Origin of the sequence: Bradyrhizobium sp. sBnM-33 (genome assembly GCF_032917945.1) — a bacterium.
GTDB lineage: Bacteria > Pseudomonadota > Alphaproteobacteria > Rhizobiales > Xanthobacteraceae > Bradyrhizobium.
In genome coordinates, this window is the sequence record NZ_CP136624.1 from 3643411 (window position 1) to 3663323 (window position 19913).

Below are 19913 nucleotides of genomic sequence, written 5' to 3' on the forward strand. Positions count from 1 at the left end.
GGGATGAAATTCGTCTCGTACTGGCACGACACAGCTCCCGTCTTCGGCGCTGCCGTGACGGGGCCGGTCGAAAATCACTACGATGTCGCCGTGATCGGCGGCGGCTTTACCGGCCTTTCGGCGGCGCGCCAGCTTGCGAAAGCGGGCGCCAAGGTTGCCGTGCTGGAGGCGGAGCGGGTGGGCTCGGGCGGCTCGGGCCGCAACGGCGGACATCTCAACAACGGTCTAGCCCACAGCTATCTCGCGGCGAAAACCCAGCTCGGCAAGGAACGCGCCATCGCCCTTTACAAGGCGTATGACGATGCCGTCGATACGATCGAGACCATCGTCTCCGAAGAAGGCATAGACTGCGATTTTCGGCGCTCGGGCAAGCTCAAGCTCGCTTCCAAGCCGAAGCATTTCGACACGCTTGCGCGCAACTTCGAAGCGCTTCATGCCGAGGTCGACAAGGACACCGCAATGTTGTCGGCCGACGATCTCAAATCGGAGGTCGGCTCGCCCTTCCACGGCGCGATGCTGTCGAAGAAGAGCGCCATGATGCACATGGGCCGATATGCGGCTGGTCTCGCTGAGGCAGTGGTCCGTCATGGCGGTAAAATCTTCGAAAATGCCGCCGTGACAGCTCACAGGCAGATCAACGGCGGGCACACTGTGACGACGGCGCGCGGCACGCTGACGGCCGACAGCGTCCTCGTCGCCACCGGGGCCTACACGACACCCAATTTTGGCTATTTCCGCCGGCGTATCGTGACCGTCGGCAGCTTCATCATCGCGACGCGCCCGCTGACCGCGGCGGAGATTGCCGAGACGATGCCGGGTAACCGGAACTGCGTTACCTCAATGCATATCGGAAACTATTTCCGACTGTCGCCGGATAATCGGCTGCTTTTTGGCGGCCGGGCCCGCTTCTCGGCGGTTTCTGATCATACTTCCGATGCCAAGAGCGGCGCGATCCTTCGCAACGCCCTCGCTGAAATGTTCCCGCAGCTCGCCAATGTCGAGATCGATTATTGCTGGGGCGGACTCCTCGACATGACGCAGGACCGTTACCCACGCGCCGGCTATCAGGACGGCGTGTGGTACGCCATGGGGCTGTCAGGACATGGAGCACAGCTGTCCACCCACCTCGGTATCATGATGGCCGACGCCATTCTCGGCCGGGAGGACCGAAATCCGATGAAGGGACTCGCCTGGCCATCCGTCCCGGGTCATTTCGGCAAGCCGTGGTTCCTGCCGCTTGTCGGCCTCTACTACAAGGCTCTCGACAAGATCCAATAGATCACTGGTCCTCCTGGACGATAAAAAAGGGCGAGCCGAATCGGTGCGCCCTTCTTTGTTGTGTTCCTCAGAGAAGACCCCCGATATGGAAGCTCTTCGTCTCCAGATATTCCTCGATACCCGCCTGGGCGCCTTCGCGACCGACGCCGGACAGCTTGACGCCGCCGAAGGGCGCGACTTCAGTGGAGATCGCGCCGGTATTTAGGCCGACCATACCGAACTCGAGCGCTTCGCCGACGCGCCAGGCCCGATTGAGGCTTTGCGTGTAGAAATAAGCCGCGAGACCGAAAGGCGTGCCGTTGGCGATCTCGACGGCTTGCTGCTCGCTCTCGAAGCGGAAGAGCGGGGCAACGGGACCGAAGGTTTCCTCGCTGGCAAGCATCATCTCGGTCGTCGCGCCCGTGAGCACCACGGGCGCGACATACTGACTGCCGTCGGACAGGGCGAAGGGTTTCGTCGCGATCTGGGCGCCCTTGGCCAGTGCATCCTCAAGATGCCGGTTGATCTTCTCGACTGCGGCCATGTTGATCATGGGCCCGATCGCGACACCCGGCTTGGTACCCGGGCCGACCTTCATCTGGTTGACGCGCGCTGCGAGCTTTGTGGCAAAGGCGTCATGGATGCCGGCCTGCACCAATATCCGGTTGGCGCAAACGCAGGTCTGGCCGCCATTGCGGAATTTCGATGCGATCGCGCCCTCCACGGCCAGGTCGAGGTCGGCGTCGTCGAAGACGATGAAGGGGGCGTTTCCGCCAAGCTCCAGGCTCACGCGCTTTACGCTGTCGGCTGCGCCGCGCATCAGCAGCGATCCGACGCGGGTCGATCCGGTGAAGGAGATCTTCCGGACCTTTTCGTTGGCCGTGATCTCGGCGCCGATCTCTGCCGGCATGCCGGTGACAATGTTGATCACGCCATCGGGGATTCCGGCGCGTTCGGCCAGCACCGCGAGGGCGAGCGCCGAAAAGGGCGTGAATTCCGACGGTTTGATCACCACGGTGCAGCCTGTCGCGAGCGCCGGGGCGACCTTGCGGGTGATCATGGCGTTGGGAAAATTCCACGGCGTGACGATGCCGCAGACGCCGACAGGTTCCTTCAGGACGACGATGCGCCGGTCGGGAGTAGGAGAGGGGATCGTATGGCCGTTGATGCGGCGCGCCTCTTCGGCGAACCATTTGACGAATGAAGCGCCGTAGCGGATTTCGCCTTTCGCCTCCTCGAGCGGCTTGCCCTGCTCTGCGGTGAGAAGCAAAGCGAGGTCGTCCAGATTTTCCAGCATCAGCCGGTGCCATGCCTCGAGAAGGGTGGCGCGTTCGGCGTTGGTCTTTTTCCTCCAGGGCGCAAAGGCTGCATTGGCCGCCTCGATCGCCGCGCGGGTCTCGGAGCCAGCCATATCCGGGACCGTCCCGATGACGGCCTGTGTCGCCGGATCGACGACCTCTACGGTCTTGCCGGAAGCAGCCGTTACCCAGCGACCGCCGATGAGACACTTCTCCCGGAAGAGAGTGTCGTCCTTCAAATCATCCATCTCATGTCCTCTTTTCAAGATAGTGCCGAGAGGACGGCGGCCGTGATCGCCTCCGTCCTGTCTCTTCCAGGGACCGCGCCTATGCCGCGGGCAGTAGTCTCCTCTATCGCCCGCATGATGCGGCCGGCAGCTTCCTTCTCGCCGAGATGATCGAGCATCATGGCGCTGGACCATATGGCGGCGATCGGATTGGCGATGCCGAGGTGCGCGATGTCTGGAGCGGAGCCGTGCACCGGCTCGAACATCGAGGGCAACGTGCGATCGGAATTGATGTTGGCGGAAGCGGCGAAACCCAGCCCGCCTTGAATGGCTGCCCCGAGGTCGGTGAGTATGTCGCCGAAGAGGTTGGAAGCGACGACGACGTCGAGGCTCTCGGGCGACATCACCATGCGCGCTGCCATGGCGTCGATGTGATAGCTCGTGACCTCCACATCGGGATACTCGGCGGCGAGTTCCTGGGTGATTTCGTCCCAAAAGACCATCGAGTACTTCTGCGCATTGGACTTGGTGACCGACGCCAGCTTGCGACGGCGTGTGCGCGCTTGTTCGAAGCCGAAGCGCAGGATGCGTTCGACGCCAGAACGGGTGAATATCGAGGTCTCGACCGCTACCTCGTCTTCGGTACCTTGATGAACGCGGCCGCCGGCGCCGGAATATTCGCCCTCGGTGTTTTCCCGGATGCAGAGGATATCGAACGTCTCGGTCTTGAGCGGGCCTTGGACGCCCGACAGCAACCGATGCGGCCGGATGTTGGCATATTGCACGAAGGCCTTTCGGATCGGAAGTAGCAGGCCGTGCAGCGAGACCGAGTCCGGAACCTCCGCCGGCCAGCCGACCGCGCCGAATAGAATGGCATCGAAGCCTTTCAGGGTGGCGATTCCGTCCGCCGGCATCATCGCGCCGGTTTCCTTGTAGAACCTGCAGGACCAGGGGAATTCGGTGCCCTTAAGGGTAAGGCCCGCGCCCTTGACCGCGGCTTCTAATACGGTCCAGGCGGCAGCGGTCACGTCTTTGCCGATGCCGTCACCGGGGATCAATGCAATGGAATAGGTTTTCATGGGTGCCGTCGCTTCACAGACCGATCAAAACGCTTTGCTGTTGCGGTTGGCGAGATAGACCTCGCGTCCGAGAGATCACGCCCTCAGCCGGGATCAGCCGACCGCCGATGAAGTGACCGACCGGCAGGGAAAGCGTATCGGGATCGAAACTGAGGCCCACGAGATATCCTTTCACGGCTTCCGCCAAGGGATAATCCGGGTGCCCGAGAAGCATTGGTTGAGTTCTGGCGGGAGCGCCAACGATTCTCCTGTTTCGAGCGCGGGTAGCAGTCGATTCTTCGGCGCGCCTGAGGAAAACGCGAACCTTCAGTACCCGCGCTCTCGGTCGACGAGACCGATCGGGTCAAGGCCCGTGCGGTGACGCCTGATACCCTCGATGACGGCCCGCACCGCCGTCGCCGGCTGGGTGACGCTCGCTACATGCGGCGTCAGCACGATCGATGGATGCGACCAGAAGGGATGGCCCTCCGTCAGTGGTTCGGGATCCGTCACGTCGACGACGGCGCCGGAGAGATGACCGCTATCGAGCGCGGAAAGCAGAGCTTCATGATCGAGCTGGGGTCCTCGTCCGGTGTGAACGAGCGCGGCGCCGACGGGAAGGATCGAGAAGAGTTCAGCGTTGAGAAAACCCCGCGTCTCCCGGGTGAGCGGCAGCAGGCAAACGAGGATGTCAGTTTTCGATGCCAACGTCTTCAGGCCAGTGTCGCCATGATGGCATGCCACTCCCTCGATCTCTCGCGGGCTACGGCTCCATCCGGCGAGCGGAAAACCGAACGGCCTCAGGCGTTCCAGAACGGCCTGTCCCAGCAAGCCGAGGCCGAGGACGCCGACCCGTCGCTCCGCCGCCTGCACCTGGGGAATGGCGCTCCAGGTCCCGGCGCGCTGCTGAGCAAGATAGGACGGAAGGTTACGATGCAACGCGAGAACGGCGAGCGCGACATATTCCTGCATCATCCGCACGATGCCTTCCTCGACCATCCGCACGACCTTCACATGCGCCGGAATGGTTTCGAGGTTTAGCTGGTCGACGCCCGCGCCGATCGAGAAGAGAATTTCAAGATTCCGGTAGCGGCCCAGGTCCTTGGGCACGGTCCAGGTGATCAGATAGCGCACGGCGTCGGCATCCACGGAGGACGCGTCCATCGAGAAAGGGACGTCCGGCAGATCCCTGGCGAAGGCCTCCGCGAAGATCGCACCGCGCCTGGCGTCGGAGTTGAACAAAAACGTCATCGGCACTTGTCCCTTCTCAGCCAATGCATCGCTCGCCGAGCGTTTCGATCATCCGCCGGCAGGCGACGAGGTCGCTGGCGAGAATGAATTCGTCGGGCTTGTGGGCATGCCCGATGTCGCCCGGACCACAAATGATCGCGTCGATGCCGGCGCCCTGGTAGAGCCCGGCCTCCGTGCCATAGCTGACGGCCGGAAGCGGCTCCTTGCCTGTCAGATCCCGCACGAGACTCGCAAGGGATGCATCCTCAGGCAGCAGTAGAGCCGGATATGCGCTCATCTGCGCCCACTCTGCCTCGATCCCCTTCGCGCGGAGCCGGTCGACTGCGGCCTTGACCGGTGCAAGAAGGTCGGCCGGATCGACCCCGTAGACGGCCCGCGCCTCGACTTCGATCACACACCGATCCGGAATGATGTTGATCGCCTGGCCGCCGGAAACCACTCCTGCCTGCAGGGAGGAATAGGGAGGTTCGAACGCCGGGTTTAACGGACCTTCGGTCAACCTTTCCGCCTGCCGGATCACCGCGTTCAGCACCTCGGCCATGGCATGGATTGCATTGATACCTAAGTCGGGGCGCGAGGAATGGCCGGCCATGCCCTTAACGGTGATCCGCGCGGCGACCTTGCCCTTGTGGCCGCGAATGCCCTGCATGTTACTCGGCTCGCCGACAATCGCGGCGGACGGTTTCGCACAAAGGTGGGGGAGGCGGGCGATCAGGTGCGGCACGCCGCGAGCGCCGGCTTCTTCGTCATAGGAGAACGCAAGGTGGATCGGACGCGACAGCCTCAGCTTGGCGAGAGCCGGAACAGCGGCCAGTGCGGCGGCGAGAAAGCCCTTCATGTCGGCTGTACCACGGCCGTAGAGACGCTCGCCTTGGACACGCAGCTTAAATGGATTGGAGGTCCAGCCGGGTTCTCCGGCGGGGACCACGTCCATGTGGCCGGAAAGGATAAAGCCGGCCTTGTCGGCGGGGCCGACAGTCGCAAAGAGATTTGCCCGGTCGCCCTCCGGGCCCGGCACGAGAGAGACCTTCGCTCCATGACTTCTGAGATAGTCGCTGATCCAGCCTACGATCTCCCCGTTCGGCGTCCCGACGACGGAGTACAAGCTGACCAGTCGGTCCAGAATTTCGACGATTGTCATCCGAGTCCCTGCTGCTTCCGACCGGGAATCGACTACTGCAGGATTGCCGTGGGTCACGGTCGTCTTGCTTCAAGTCTAGGCACAAGAGGCGCCATTGCATGCTGAAAGCGGGAATGGTTCAGCAGATTGTTGCGCGACGGCGCGGCTTTCGAGAGCATTCTGTTAGAAACAGCGGATAATATGCCCCGATGGTTCACCCTACGGGAAAAACCACGTGCGACAATCGCAACTACGAGAGACTTCTGAGGAGGTGCAATTGAAGCCATCCGATAGCGTGCAGATCGATGCATTCGTTGCAAGCATCCGCAACATAAATGATGTTGGCTTGAGTCACCTTCACGCCCTGTCGATCGCCGTTGGCTGGCCTCACCGGGCCGAAGACTGGCAGTTTCTGCGTCAAGTGGGGCTGGGGATCGTTGCGCTCGACGAGATCGAAAGGCCGATTGGTTCGGCGATGTGGTTTCCCTATGGCGAGGACGTCGCTACCATTGGCATGGTGATCACGTCGCCACGCCTTCAGACCAATGGGACCGCGCAATGGTTGATGCAACATGTCCTTGGCGAAACCAGAGGCCGCAATCTTCGTTTGAACGCCACGCGCGCAGCCCAGCGGCTCTATCTGTCGCTTGATTTCCAGCCGGAGAAAACGGTTTATCAGCGCCAAGGCACCGTACGGCTGTCTGTGGCCACAAGGGAACGGGAAGTAAACGGGGTCGTCAGGCAACTGCAAGATCAAGACGTACCGGCAGTCATCGCCTGTGACGCGCTTGCGTTCGGCGTCAGCAGGCACGCCGTTATCAGTGCGCTGTTTGCGCATTCTTCAGCCTACGGCCTTTTCCGCGAAGACAAGCTTTGCGCCTTTGCCCTGTGTCGACCCTTCGGACGCGGCCATGTTGTTGGCCCTGTGGTCGCAGCGAACGACGAGGATGCAATCGCCGTCGTCAGGCCGCACGTTCTGGAGCATGACGGCATGTTTCTGCGTCTGGACACTCACCGCGAGAGCGGCGATTTTGTTGCCTTTCTCATGGAGAATGGACTGTCCGTGTTCGACACCATGTTGACCATGTCATTTGGCAAACGCCTCGCCGATTTCGTACCGGACGAGGCGAACCCGCCGGTCACCTACGCCCTAGCTAGCCATACCTTGGGTTGAGAGCTTGAATTCAAGTTGGCGAGGCTTGCATACAAGGGAGATTGCAATGAAGGTTGGTGTACCCAGAGAGATCAAGACGCACGAATACCGCGTTGGTCTTACGCCGGGAGCCGTTCGCGAATACGTGGCAGCCGGGCACAGCGTCGTGGTCGAGACCAATGCCGGCGCCGGCATCGGCGCGGCGGACGACAGCTACCGCAAGGCCGGTGCGGTTATTCTGGACTCTGCTCGCGAGGTGTTTGCGTCCAGCCAGATGATCGTAAAGGTCAAGGAGCCCCAAGCCTCCGAATGGTCGCAACTGCGGGAAGACCAGATCCTCTTCACATATCTGCATTTGGCGCCAGATCCCGACCAGGCCAAAGGCCTCCTGGATGCCGGATGTGCGGCGATCGCCTACGAGACCGTGACGGACGCGAATGGCGGCCTGCCATTGCTTGCGCCGATGAGCGAGGTGGCGGGCAGGCTTGCGATCGAAGCGGCTGGCGCGGCACTGCGACGGCATGCGGGAGGCCGGGGCCTGTTGATAGGAGGCGTGCCGGGTGTCCAACCGGCGCGTATCGTGGTGATCGGAGGCGGAGTCGTCGGGACGCATGCTGCGCGCATGGCGGTTGGCCTGGGCGCCGAGGTCACCATTCTAGACCGATCGATAGGTCGTCTCCGCGAGCTGGATGAACTGTTTGAGGGGCGTGTTCGCACCAGGTTCTCGACGATCGACACTGTTGAGGAGGAGGCATTTGCCGCAGACGTCGTGATTGGCGCCGTGCTTGTGCCGGGAGCGAGCGCGCCGAAACTGATCTGCCGAAGTATGTTGAGTTCGATGCGCAAGGGGTGCGTGATCGTGGACGTCGCGATCGACCAAGGGGGTTGCTTTGAGACGTCGCACCCGACCACGCACGCTGATCCCACCTACGAGGTGGGGGGCGTCATCCACTACTGCGTCGCCAACATGCCGGGTGCCGTTCCACTCACCTCCAGCCAGGCACTGAACAATGCCACGCTGCCTTTTGGCTTGGCACTCGCCAACAAGGGATTTTCGGCCGCACTCGAAAATCTGCATTTGCGCGCAGGTCTGAATGTCTACCGAGGCCGGCTAACTTGCGAACCGGTGGCCCGGAGCCTCGACATGCCATTCTCGCCAATCGAAAGGGCGGCGGCATGATGCCTTCCTAGACGTTTCACGAACCGGCGCACCAGAGAATTAGTCTCCTCGGGCGTCCGATTCGATCCGCCGCGCTGGCTCAAGCAGACGGTGTCGGCGTCCTGCGCCATGTCGTTGTCGTGGAACATAGGCCGAAACCCACAATGACAACGCCTTGCGCAACGGTCCGACGCGAGTGAGCGACGCCACAATAGGTGAGCCGTTCAGCGCGCGATCAGGACCGCGTCGTCAGCGTCACATCCGAAGGAGATGATAACGCGCGTATCGCGTCCGTGACGCAACCGCATACGGCAGCACAAGCCGTCATAGAAAACATCCGGCGCTACCGCGCTGGAAAAAAATCCGATCGGCCTTGTCGATCGAACACTCGGCTACTAACCAGGATTAATGCCATGTCACTTCTGATTACTATCGACACCAATCCGGACTTCGCACCAAAGAACGCCTTGCCTGCTCCGGAACGACTCATTTCGGGCAATCCATCCTTCAAGACCTGGGCGCAGGACGTTTCGAAAGGCGAGAAGGTGCTAACCGGCGTCTGGGAAGCAACGCCCGGCGAGACCCATTCGATCAAGGGCACTACCTACGAGTTTTGCCACATCATCTCGGGTCTTATCGAAATTGAGGAAAAGGATGGTGAGACGAAGACTTACCGCGCCGGCGACAGCTTTGTGATGAAACCGGGCTTTGTCGGCGTCTGGCGCACGATCCAGACCGTGCGAAAGATCTACGTCTGCGCTTATGACTGAGCGCAATCCTCAGCCGCACCCCAAATATAGGCGCGCCACCGGGACAATCGACTTTCCGAGTCGCGCCTGACGCGATTCATAGCCGTCTGGCGGTTCATCTCGATGAAAAATGCGACGTTTGGTCCGGCCCGCAAGCTCATGGGACACGACGAGGGGGCGCACTCTGCCTTTGACTTCCGTCCGCCGGCCTCCATCCCGCTCTATCGGGGCAATCCGTGGTTCGCCATCATTCAGGGCTATCGGATGCCGGACCGGATCGCGCTGTGGCGCGCGAGCCGCTGACAGCACATCGTCTCTTCGACCGTATCATCAATGCAATACCCTGCCGACCTTTGCTTCAGTCTGATTGCGTAATGCTGTCGGAGCCAAGATACGCTGCAGCTCGCGCGAGCGTCAGATGGATATCGCCGCGTCAGGCACTGGCGATTAGTCCGGCAACCCAAAGAGACATCGACCCATCATGGCAACCGCAGCTCACCAGGCCGGAGATCGCCAGAATGAAGACGTGGTCCTGGTTCCTTTCGCGAGAGCGCATCTGGAAGGCGCCGTGAAGCTCTCGCAGGAGATGTCTTGGCCCTATCGGGTCGAGGATTGGGATTTCGCGCTGCAGTTGGGCCATGGCTTTGTTCTGCAGTGCGCCGGTGTGGTGATCGGGACCGCGGTCTGGTGGCCGTACGGCGAGACCCATGCTTCCGCCGGGATGATCATCGTCGCGAAAGCCGCTCAAGGCCGCGGCTACGGGGCGCAGCTCATGGATGCGTTGCTGGCGTCGGCGCATCCACGGACCATTGTGCTCAATTCGACGGCCGAAGGCTTGGCGCTTTACCAGCGCCGCGCTTCGTCCCCATCGGGGTCATCCACCAGCATCAAGGAATTCCCAGGAAACGCTATGAGGCGCCGCGGCCGTGCCTCGTCAGGGCAATGGCTCCATCCGATTTCGAGGCGATCACACGCCTCGATCGGCAGGCCACAGGTTGGGCGAGGCGACCGCTGCTGGATCGGCTCGTCCAGAGCGGTGACGGCTATGTCCTGCTGCGTGACGGCATACCCCGCGGCTACGCCATCTCCCGCCGTTTCGGCCGCGGGTATGTCATCGGTCCTGTGGTCGCCGAAAGCCCGACCGATGCGCGCGCATTGATCGAGGCCGCGCTCGCGCGCCTCGGGAGTGTTTTCGTCCGGATCGATACCTCTACCACCCCGCAGCTCGGGGAGTGGCTCGAAGGCATCGGCCTGCAGCCGGTCGGCGACGCCACCACCATGGTCTTCGGGACGCAGGTGCCATCGACCGGGCTGGCGCGCATGTTCGCGATCGCCAACCAGTCATTCGGCTAGGAGACATCGAGATGCTGCGTTTAGAGATGCACGGAACGGATATCCCGAACGCCGGACCCGTCGAGGCGGCCACGACGGTCGGCGCGTTGGCGACGCCGGCCCTCCTGCTCGACAAGGACCGGCTGGATCGCAATCTCGCCCGTCTGTCCTCTCGTATGGCCGCGCGAGGCATCGTCCTGCGTCCCCATATGAAAACCGCGAAATCCATCGAGGTCGCCCGACGCGCCTATCTGTCCGGGCCCGGGCCGATCACCGTCTCCACGTTGGCGGAGGCGGAGTACTTCGCGCGGCATGGTTTTCGGGACATGACTTATGCCGTGGGCGTGGCACCACACACCGCTGAGAGGGCGATGCGTCTCCGGAAAGTCGGCGTTGACCTTAAGATGCTGCTCGATTCGCCCGAACAGGCGACGATGCTGGGTGAGGCTGGCCGCGCCGCTGCTGTGACGCCATCCGCCTTCATCGAGATCGACTGCGACAGCCACCGCGGCGGTCTGACCGCCACCGATCCCAAGCTCATCGCCGTCGCGGTCGCCTTGGCCGAGGCCGGCGTCAAGCTCGCCGGCATTCTCACCCATGCCGGCGAATCCTACAGCCTTTGCACGTCCGATGCCCTCATCGCGGCTGCGGAGAACGAAAGGGCCGTGGCTGTGGCCGCCGCGGAGACGTTGCGGGCGGCGGGGCATGAATGCCTGGTCGTAAGTGTCGGTTCGACGCCGACCGCCCATTTCGCCGAAGACCTGACCGGCGTCACGGAGATGCGGGCCGGTGTGTACATGTTCTTCGATCTGGTGATGCACGGTATCGGTGTCTGCACCGCCGACGACATCGCGATCTCGGTTCTCACCACCGTCATCGGAACGAAGCCGGAGAAGGGCTGGATTTTGGTCGATGCGGGCTGGATGGCCCTGTCGCGTGATCGCGGCACCGCGGCGCAGCGGGTTGACCAGGGTTACGGTCTCGTCTGCGATATGTCCGGCAAACTCTACCCAGACCTGATCGTCGCGCAGGCAAGCCAGGAGCACGGCATCCTCGCCATCAGATCCAGATCGGCTGCAACCCTGCCGGATCTGCCGATCGGCACGAAGGTCAGGATCCTGCCCAATCACGCCTGCGCGACGGCGTCACAGCACGAGCTGTACAATGTCGTCTCCGCGGGAAGCGACGCAATCGAAGCTCAGTGGCCGCGAATGCGCGGCTGGTAGGTTCTCAAACAGAGTTGCGCCGTTGCGATTTGTGCATGCCCAGCATTCAGATAGCGAGATTCCGAGGTCGATATGAAGCTCACATCCTATTGGTTGAACACGTCGGAGCCATTCAGGAGCGCCACCGCAGGACCGGTGCAAGGCACCTGCGACGTTGCGGTGATCGGCGGCGGCTTGACCGGTTCTTCGGCCGCCCTGGCTCTCGCCAAGAAGGGCGCGCGCGTCGTGCTCCTCGAAGCCGAGACGATCGGGCACGCGGCGTCCGGCCGGAACGGCGGCATGTGCAACAACGGGTTCGCCCAGGACTACGGCACGCTCTCGACCAGGCTCGGTAAGGAAGTCGCCGACCGGCTCTACCGGGCCTTCGACGCCGGGGTCGATACGGTCGAGCGCCTGGTGGCGGAAGAGCAGATCGATTGCAGCTTCGCCCGCAACGGCAAGATCAAGCTTGCGGCCAAACCTGAGCACTATGACAAGCTGGCGCGCAGCCAGGAATTGCTCGCCGCCAATGTCGATCCCGACACGACGATGGTGAGCCGTGCCGATCTGGCCAACGAAGTGGGATCGGAGCGCTATTACGGCGGGCTGATCTACCGCAAGAGCGCCGGCATGCATGTCGGACGCTTCGTCCGCCGTCTTGGGGAAGCGGCGGCGCGGCGCGGCGTCGAGATCCACGAGCATACGCCGATGATGGGCCTGCTACCCGCCGCCGGCGGAGGTCACGAGATCGAAACACCCAAGGGCCGGCTTCGGGCCTCGCAGGTTCTGTTGGCGAGCGGCATCTCGCATGCGGGGCCGCTGGGTTGGATTCGCCGCCGGATCGTGCCGGTCGGCGCCTTCCTGATCGTCACCGAGCCCTTGCCGATCGCGACTCTCGATCGGCTTCTGCCGCGCCGCCGAATGGCCGTCGATACAAAGAACCTGGTCAACTACTTCCGAACCACGCCAGACAATCGGCTACTCTTCGGGGGACGCGCCCGCTTCGCTATCTCCAACCCGAGCTCAGACGAGAAGAGCGGTGCGATCCTGCAGGCTGCGCTGCACGACGTCTTTCCGGAGCTTCGCGCCGTGCGTATCGACTATTGTTGGGGCGGGATGGTCGACATGACGCGCGACCGGCTGCCACGCGCCGGCGAACGCAACGGCATCTACTATTCCATGGGCTACAGCGGCCACGGCACCCAGATGTCGACCCTGATGGGGACGATCATGGCGGAAGTCATGGACGGGCGCACCGAGCTCAATCCCTGGAAGGACTTCGCCTGGCCAGCCATTCCGGGTCATCTCGGTCCTCCCTGGTTCCTTCCCCTGGTCGGCGCCTATTACCGGATCAAGGATCGCTTCCAATGACCTCGGCCGTTCGACACCTGACGGAAGCCGGCTTCCTCGGCAAATTCTACATCGACGGAGAATGGCGGAAGCCGACCGGATCGGCGACGGCGGTCGTCGTCAACCCGGCGACCGAGCAGCCAATCGCCGAAGTCGCGCTCGGCAATGACGAGGATGTGGAATACGCGGTCGCCGCGGCCAGACGAGCCTTCGCGGGCTGGTCTTGCAAGCCGGCTGCGGAGCGGGCAGCGCTGCTCGACCGGATCCATGGTTTGATCCTCAAGCGGCTGGAACTTTTCGCGCTGGCACTCACGAGCGAGATGGGGGCCGCTATCACCTATGCGCGCCGCGCCCAGGTGCCGCTGGCCGCCGAACATATCCGCGTCGCGCGTGACAATCTCGCGACCTATTCTTTCATCAGCCCGCGCGGCAGCACCGCCATCATGCGCGAGGCAATCGGCGTCTGTGGTCTCATCACCCCCTGGAACTGGCCTCTCTATCAAATCACAGCCAAGGTCGGTCCGGCGCTCGCGGCGGGCTGCACGGTGGTGCTGAAGCCGAGCGAATTGTCGCTCTTGAGCGCCTTGCTGTTCGCCGAGGTGATGGACGATGCCGGTTGTCCGCCCGGCGTATTCAATCTCGTCAACGGGACAGGTCCCGTAGTGGGGACCGGTCTGGCGTCGCATCCGCAGATCGACATGATCTCGATCACGGGCTCGACCCGTGCGGGGGTTCTCGTTGCGCAAGCGGCGGCGCCCACCGTCAAACGCGTCGCCCAGGAACTCGGCGGCAAGTCGCCGAATATCATTCTGCCGGATGCCGAGCTGAGCCGGGCCGTTCCACTCGGCGTCGGCGCTGCCTTCCGCAATCTCGGCCAATCCTGCAGCGCACCGACGCGTATGCTTGTTTCTCGCTCACAGATGGCGAAGGTCGAAGTTCTGGCCGCGGCGACCGCTTCCGAACTGGTGGTCGGCGATCCGCTTGCGGAAAGCACGACCCATGGTCCGATCGCCAACCGGCCGCAGTTCGAGCGTATCCAGGCCATGATCGGCGTCGGTCTGGAGGAAGGCGCCAAGCTTGTCATTGGCGGGCCGGGGCGGCCCGACAACCTTCAGGTCGGCCTCTACGCGCGGCCGACGATCTTCTCGAACGTCCGTCGCGACATGAGAATTGCGCACGAGGAGATCTTCGGCCCGGTGCTGTCGATCATTCCCTACGATACGGTCGACGAGGCGGTCGAGATCGCCAACGACACGGTCTACGGCCTCGGCGCCCATGTGCAGGGCGCGGATGTGGAGACACTTCGGGGGGTGGCAGGGCAGATCCGGTCCGGTCAGGTCCATCTCAACTATCCCGACTGGGACCCGAACGCACCCTTTGGCGGATACAAGCATTCCGGCAACGGCCGGGAATATGGCCTCGAGGGCATGGAGGAATATCTCGAGACCAAGGCCGTTCTCGGATTTTACCGATGAAGTTCATCTCTAGGACGAACCGTTCGAAATCAGGCTGCCGCATGTTGGCGGCCTGTTCGCGCAACTTGCATAGGATTGGATAAGGCCGTGGTGACATTCATCTCGGAAAGCGACTCGACCCGCCTCATCTCGCATGAGTCGGCCTTCGGGGCCGTGCGACAGGCGCTCGTCGCCGGCGGCTTCCGCCGACGCGAACGTGTTTCCGGCCGTGATCGCACACGCGTCGGCTCCGCGGAACACCTTCTCGCTCAAGTCGGGTTCGACGCCTGAGTTGGTGGGCCTTAAGGTCGGCTCATCTGGCCCGACAACCCTGCCAAACAGGCAATCGATGACTCGCCAGACAATCTATCGGGGACCAGTGTTCGAAATGGCGCGCCGCCAGTTCGACGGCGTCGCCGACCTGCTGAACCTTTCATTCGACGAGCGCGACAGGCTGCTCTATCCGAAGCGCGCGATGGCCGTCACATCGGGACGAGGGCAGCGTCGCCCGCGTGACGATGCTCGCATGGACCTATGCGGCGCGGGTTTTGCTTTTTCCCGATCGGGCGACCTTTGCCATTTTAGCGGATTTCGTCGCAACCAATCCCGGGTCGGCGGGCGCTGCGGCGGCAGCGTTACTGCCTGAGCTTTCAACTGATGTCGTAAGAATTTCGCGTTGAGCATTGAGCCAATGGATGTCCGCCTGGCCCTCGGGTTGACCGTCGGCGATCCAGAGGTGGTAGGCACGTTCGCGAATGGCCTCTTCCAGATTTGGCATGGGATTCTCCTTTCATGATGCGCCCAGCCCCGGCAGGCAAAGTCTTGCTCCCGTAAGGTTAACGAAATCATAACCGCTCGTGTGGGCTGGATTGCCTGGCCGGACTGCGATCAGCAGGTCTCCTTGAAGCGCGTCAAGATCGCGGCGGCGGGTGAGGGACGCGCTTGCCGCCGCCCGGCGGCGCGATCGGCTCTTCGAACTTACGACCGCGGCTGGGCTACGCCAGATCCGAAGCTATCTGATCAGGTGCTCCAGCACGGCCTCACAGGCCTTCTCCGCTTCGGCGAACGTCTCAAAGAGTGATCCGCCTATCAAGTGCCATCGCATTCAACGAACCGCGGTACGGTATCAACAAGGTTGTATCACTGCATTGACCAGCAGAATCGCGTCAAGATATTCGCAATGAAGGGAGATTGGTGACTTGTTTCCGTCGAGAAGGACGCGGGCGCAATTAACGTAGTTGCTCCGCCCGACAATAGTGCCGGCCCTGTCTGCGTGTCGAGGGCAGCGTGCTGCGCCGAGGGCGCTCGTTTGAACACGATCGCCAATCGAAAAATCGGACTTCATGGAGTGAGTCCAGAATGCGATGGGTCGAGCGATAGAGCTCGATCCATGAGGTGGCTACCAGAAATCGCGGATCAGTCCAACAATCTGAACCTGATTGTCCAAAGTTTCGGTTAAAGCGAGCCGCTACGGCACATCAAAACGGCCCGATGGGCCGCCAAACCGCCCGTGCGCGCTTCGGATACCCTCCAGCGCAAGGAGTGCCGTCGTCCTCCGCTTTTGTCGGGCGCGAGACGGAGCGGGCGCTGATCGACCAGATCGTGGCGATGCGGGCTGATAGGCCGGATGTGGTGCTGGTAACCGGCGAGCCGGGTATCGGCAAGAGCCGTATCCTTGCCCACATTGGCGAGCGCTTCACCTCCGCAGGAGGGCGCGCTTTTGTGGCGCGCGCCTATGAAGCCGAAGCGGCCCGACCCTATGGCGTATGGATCGATGTCATTCGTGAGATTCTGCGCGAAAGCCGACATGACGGGCTGCCGGCTGATCTGGGCTTACTGCTCCCTGAAACGGGTACGGTGGCCGAAGCTGGAAATCGAACCCGGCTGCTGGATGCTGTCGTCGGCCTGCTGCGGGACGTTGTGTCGGGCACGACCGGCGGCCATCTTACTCGTCACTTACAATAGACCGACGATGGCTCATCATCGCTTTTGCACTACGTCGGGCGCCATATCGATTCCAGCCTGCTGATCGTGCGGCGCGTGCGGGGGAGATCGAAGACAATGCGGCCGCATCGCGCGTGTTGCGATCACTGGCCCGCGATGGACGGCTAAAAGAGATCGAGCTTGCGACCCTGAGCGCAACGGAAACCGCGCAACTTGTCCGGCAGGTCGATCCATCGCTCGATGCCGCCGGGATCTTTGCCGAAAGCGGCGGCAATCCGCTGTTCGGTCTGGAGCTCGCCCGCGCGCACCTCCGGGGGGACGCGGGTCCCGGCCGGACCGTCGAAGCCGTCATTGCCGGCCAACTTGCGCCACTTGCGAATGAAACACGCGAGACGCTCGTCTGGGCGGCGGCGCATGGCCGCCCCTTCACGCCGGACGACCTTGCGCGCGCTGCGCGTCTCGATGACGCTGAACTTCTCTCGGCGGCCCTTGGAGACCTGGAGCGGCGCGGGCTGATCCGGCCAATCGGCGATGCCTACGAGTTTACACACGACCTTGTCCGACAGACCGCCTATCGCGCGCTCTCACAGCCGCGGCGAAAGCTGCTGCTTCGGCGTATCGCGCGCGCCTTGGAAGCTGTCATCGGGCGTGCAGCGGACATGGCGCATCATGCCGCGCTTGCTGAGGACGACGAAATGGCAGCCCGCGCGTGCAGGTTCGCCGGTGAGCACGCTCTGCGGCTATTCGCAAATGCGGAAGCGACTGGCTTCGCCGAGCGGGGCCTCCGCCAGGTCGAGCGGCTTGCGGAGGGGGCAGCCAAGTTGGAGCTCCGTATTGCCTTGCTAAAGATACGTGTGCTCGCGGCGATCGGTCCGGGCCTTCGACCGCTCCCGCCGCTGGCGGGCACCATTGCCGAGGCGACGAGCGCCGCTGAAGCGCTCGGCCTTCAAGCCGCGGCAGCCACCGGGCATTACCTGCTCTCGGTGCTGCATCAGGAGTCGGGCGACGTGCGGCGGGCGCAGACAAGTACGTTGCGCGCGGCCGAGGCCGGGCGCGCAGCCGACGAGACCACGCAGGCGCGCCAGCTAGCCAACACCGCGAAGGATTGAAGACAAAAGCAACAGGAGACTCCATGCCCCGCGTCATTGTTGAGCGAACTTTCGAAACGCCGTTCACCCAAGAGGAACTAAGGGCGGTCGAGGCTCGAATGGGACCTGCCTGGACCTCTACAACGTACGTTGGATTCGCAGCTACTGGTCCGCCGATCGCCTGTGTATGGTCTGTGAGTACGATGCGGCGGATGTGGCGAGCGTACGCAATGTCCAGCGCGAGGCTGACGCAAAGTTCGACCGCGCTTGGGCCGCCGACGTGCTTGGCGAGCAATGACGCGCCCGAAGCTGCTCAAGGTGATCCGCTGATCTTGTTGCGTGAAGCAGGGTGGCGCCGAAGTGCTTCCGATTCGCGAATTTGCCAGGCCCATCAGTCGAGCGATTTCTCAAGATTTTGTGCCGCCCGAAAATCATCCATGTGATGCAGGTTCGGGCCGTATGCGGCCTCCTTCGTCAGAAGGTGATAAATCCTTCCTACCACGATCTGGAGATGCCTCATCCGTCCGACGGGCATTGCCCGAGCCTTGCAAAGGGCTCTGACAGCATGGGCCCGGAAATAGTGAAAAGCGTCCGACATGCGGATCCAACGTCCGTCCGGGATTTTGGTTCTTTCGGCCCCCTCCAGGAACCCCACGGAGATCAAGTGGTTGAAAAGCATGACAAGAGTTCTCTACGAAAGCGCCAACGGTGACGCCTGGCGGCTGGTCCGCGATCCGCAATCAGGTGTCGCGATGGTGGAGCACCAGCCGAACCCCAGCTCCGGGGGACGTACGTCCTTGATCGAAATCGGAAAATTCCTTCGAACTGGCGCCAACGGTCCCGAACACCAGGCTCTACTCCAGTTGATCGGCACTCTGGTCAACGACTGACGAGCGTCAGGTAGGCTCGACTGGCATCGCTCTGGAACAGTTTCGGAATTGGCCGGTTTGGATACCGGTTCAAATTGGATCTAAAGCAGCCGCACTGCGAACATGTTCTTCTTTTTCTCGAATCGCCTGGGCTGTTAGGTTCGCTACTGATCTCGGTCCCCGTCACAGGCTCGGCAGAAGTTCTTTGCGCAGCGTGTCGGCACAACGGGACGATTCCCGATCTATCCGACCCCGCGAGGTTGAAGGCGTGGCGCGAGATCGAGGATGCCAAGCATCGCCTGATCTATTCGTTGACGCGTTGGAGACTGCGCTGACACGGTAGAGGACCCGGAGCACGGCCTGATATTCCACTTCCTCGCTGATGAAGGAGGCGCAAGGTTCGGAAGCGGGCGACATTGAGCGCGGCGCCGGCTGCGGATGGGAGAACCTTACCGGACCCTTCTCGGCCACTTCAGACATGAAGTGGGCCACCATTATTGGGACCTGCTGGTGCGCGATCGAGGGCAGCTGGATGCTTCTCAGGAATTTTTGGCGACGATTCGATGGATTACAGCGCGGCTTTACGCCGCCACTACAAGGAAGGGCCGCCCGCAAACTGGCAGGAGAGCCACGTGTCCGCCTATGCGACGGCTCACCGCTGGAGGATTTTGCCGAGACCTGGGCGCACTATCTCCATATCGTCGACACGCTGGAGATGCCGGGCAATTTCGGCATGCAGATCGCCCCGGCCGCCGACCGCAACGGCGGTCTGCGTGCGAGGGTCGAATTTGACCCCCTATGCGATCGAGGACGTCGACGCCGTGACCCGGGCGTGGTTTCCATTCGTACTCGCGATGAACAGCCTGAGCCGCACATCGCCACCCGGGAACGGGCCCGGTCATCGGCAAGCTGCGTTTATTCATGAGCTGGTTCAACGCGAGCGGTCGGTGTTACCGCCGGCTCCGGCGGCGGGGAGGGGGAACGGTCGCCCAGGTGACGTTCCCTTGAAACAAAGCGGGTTCTGATCGCATTGTAGTACATCACCAGCAATGGTCAGCCAAAAACGCGGGTGGAGATAGTGTGTGCTCCCGATATATACAGGAGGTACGCATGTGCGATTTGTGCCGCGAGCTGGACTATAAGATCGAAGCGTGTCGCAGGTTGGAAAACTCAACTAATGACGAGCTAACGCGCGAAGCTGTCGCTGACCTCATTAGGGAATACGAGGAAGACAAAGCCAAGCTCCATCCAAACCAGTCCGGCGAAGCATCGCGAAGTTAAGTTGCTTCGCAACTTGCGCAAGCCTTTGCTCGACCGATTGAGGGGCGAGTTGCAAACGCTCAGTCTGCTTAACTCATTGGCACGCCGTCCGTAGTGTCAGCTATTAAACGTAGCGGAT

19 protein-coding genes and 3 pseudogenes are annotated in these 19913 nt (G+C 62.3%); 16 read left to right on the forward strand and 6 right to left on the reverse strand.

The features are described from left to right. Positions 1-3 precede the first annotated feature (3 nt). Positions 4-1278, forward strand: a complete 1275-nt coding sequence (locus RX328_RS16710) for an NAD(P)/FAD-dependent oxidoreductase (protein WP_213253562.1) — start codon at positions 4-6, stop codon at positions 1276-1278. A gap of 67 nt (positions 1279-1345) precedes the next feature. Here RX328_RS16710 and RX328_RS16715 read toward each other — a convergent pair whose 3' ends face one another. The 5 genes from RX328_RS16715 to argE form a co-directional block, all read right to left on the reverse strand. Then, a complete protein-coding gene (locus tag RX328_RS16715) occupies positions 1346-2803 on the reverse strand; it encodes an NAD-dependent succinate-semialdehyde dehydrogenase (RefSeq protein WP_213253563.1) in 1458 nt (485 codons plus the stop codon). A 14-nt stretch (positions 2804-2817) separates the two neighbouring features. Then, the gene (locus tag RX328_RS16720; protein ID WP_213253564.1) at positions 2818-3861 is read right to left on the reverse strand and encodes a tartrate dehydrogenase; all 1044 of its coding nucleotides are present in this window, start codon (positions 3859-3861) and stop codon (positions 2818-2820) included. Between the two features lie 13 nt (positions 3862-3874). Continuing rightward, complete coding sequence (locus RX328_RS16725) at positions 3875-4048, reverse strand: hypothetical protein (RefSeq protein WP_213253587.1); 174 nt, start codon at positions 4046-4048, stop codon at positions 3875-3877. Positions 4049-4167: 119 nt separating this feature from the next. After that, a complete protein-coding gene (locus RX328_RS16730) occupies positions 4168-5091 on the reverse strand; it encodes a 2-hydroxyacid dehydrogenase (RefSeq protein ID WP_213253565.1) in 924 nt (307 codons plus the stop codon). Positions 5092-5107: 16 nt separating this feature from the next. Further along, positions 5108-6232 (reverse strand): acetylornithine deacetylase, encoded by a 1125-nt coding sequence (gene argE / locus RX328_RS16735; protein WP_213253566.1) that lies wholly within the window; start codon positions 6230-6232, stop codon positions 5108-5110. Between the two features lie 250 nt (positions 6233-6482). Here argE and RX328_RS16740 point away from each other — a divergent pair, with 250 nt between their 5' ends. The 10 genes and pseudogenes from RX328_RS16740 to RX328_RS16785 all read left to right on the forward strand — a co-directional run bounded on the left by RX328_RS16740 (position 6483) and on the right by RX328_RS16785 (position 14904). Beyond that, entirely contained in the window at positions 6483-7385 is a 903-nt protein-coding gene (locus RX328_RS16740; RefSeq protein ID WP_213253582.1) for a GNAT family N-acetyltransferase, read from the forward strand. A 46-nt stretch (positions 7386-7431) separates the two neighbouring features. After that, on the forward strand, positions 7432-8544 hold the full coding sequence (gene ald / locus RX328_RS16745) for an alanine dehydrogenase (protein ID WP_213253567.1): 1113 nt from the start codon (positions 7432-7434) through the stop codon (positions 8542-8544). A gap of 392 nt (positions 8545-8936) precedes the next feature. After that, positions 8937-9293, forward strand: a complete 357-nt coding sequence (locus RX328_RS16750; RefSeq protein WP_213253568.1) for a cupin domain-containing protein — start codon at positions 8937-8939, stop codon at positions 9291-9293. A 126-nt stretch (positions 9294-9419) separates the two neighbouring features. Then, positions 9420-9575 (forward strand): annotated as a pseudogene (locus RX328_RS16755) (oxidoreductase); the annotation flags it as partial. 283 nt (positions 9576-9858) lie between these two features. After that, positions 9859-10065, forward strand: a pseudogene (locus tag RX328_RS16760) (GNAT family N-acetyltransferase); the annotation flags it as partial. Between the two features lie 149 nt (positions 10066-10214). Then, the gene (locus tag RX328_RS16765) at positions 10215-10625 is read left to right on the forward strand and encodes a hypothetical protein (RefSeq protein ID WP_249726770.1); all 411 of its coding nucleotides are present in this window, start codon (positions 10215-10217) and stop codon (positions 10623-10625) included. Between the two features lie 11 nt (positions 10626-10636). Beyond that, complete coding sequence (locus RX328_RS16770; RefSeq protein WP_409410864.1) at positions 10637-11830, forward strand: alanine racemase; 1194 nt, start codon at positions 10637-10639, stop codon at positions 11828-11830. A 72-nt stretch (positions 11831-11902) separates the two neighbouring features. Further along, a complete protein-coding gene (locus RX328_RS16775; RefSeq protein WP_213253569.1) occupies positions 11903-13180 on the forward strand; it encodes an NAD(P)/FAD-dependent oxidoreductase in 1278 nt (425 codons plus the stop codon). Then, a complete protein-coding gene (locus RX328_RS16780; protein WP_213253570.1) occupies positions 13177-14634 on the forward strand; it encodes an aldehyde dehydrogenase family protein in 1458 nt (485 codons plus the stop codon). The genes RX328_RS16775 and RX328_RS16780 overlap by 4 nt, the downstream gene beginning before the upstream one ends. A gap of 87 nt (positions 14635-14721) precedes the next feature. After that, on the forward strand, positions 14722-14904 hold the full coding sequence (locus RX328_RS16785) for a hypothetical protein (protein WP_213253571.1): 183 nt from the start codon (positions 14722-14724) through the stop codon (positions 14902-14904). Positions 14905-15145: 241 nt separating this feature from the next. Here RX328_RS16785 and RX328_RS16790 read toward each other — a convergent pair whose 3' ends face one another. Beyond that, positions 15146-15391: a DUF2934 domain-containing protein gene (locus tag RX328_RS16790; protein WP_213253572.1), complete on the reverse strand. Its 246-nt coding sequence runs from the start codon at positions 15389-15391 to the stop codon at positions 15146-15148. A gap of 713 nt (positions 15392-16104) precedes the next feature. On the opposite strand from RX328_RS16790, the gene RX328_RS16795 reads away from it, so the two are divergent. The 5 genes and pseudogenes from RX328_RS16795 to RX328_RS16810 all read left to right on the forward strand — a co-directional run. Next, complete coding sequence (locus RX328_RS16795; RefSeq protein ID WP_213253573.1) at positions 16105-16578, forward strand: ATP-binding protein; 474 nt, start codon at positions 16105-16107, stop codon at positions 16576-16578. 113 nt (positions 16579-16691) lie between these two features. Then, a complete protein-coding gene (locus RX328_RS16800; RefSeq protein ID WP_213253574.1) occupies positions 16692-17666 on the forward strand; it encodes a hypothetical protein in 975 nt (324 codons plus the stop codon). Between the two features lie 160 nt (positions 17667-17826). After that, entirely contained in the window at positions 17827-17943 is a 117-nt protein-coding gene (locus RX328_RS43665) for a hypothetical protein (RefSeq protein ID WP_410734062.1), read from the forward strand. A 379-nt stretch (positions 17944-18322) separates the two neighbouring features. Beyond that, entirely contained in the window at positions 18323-18535 is a 213-nt protein-coding gene (locus RX328_RS16805; protein ID WP_213253575.1) for a hypothetical protein, read from the forward strand. A gap of 167 nt (positions 18536-18702) precedes the next feature. Next, positions 18703-19539, forward strand: a pseudogene (locus RX328_RS16810) (putative zinc-binding metallopeptidase); the annotation flags it as partial. Positions 19540-19913 lie beyond the last annotated feature (374 nt).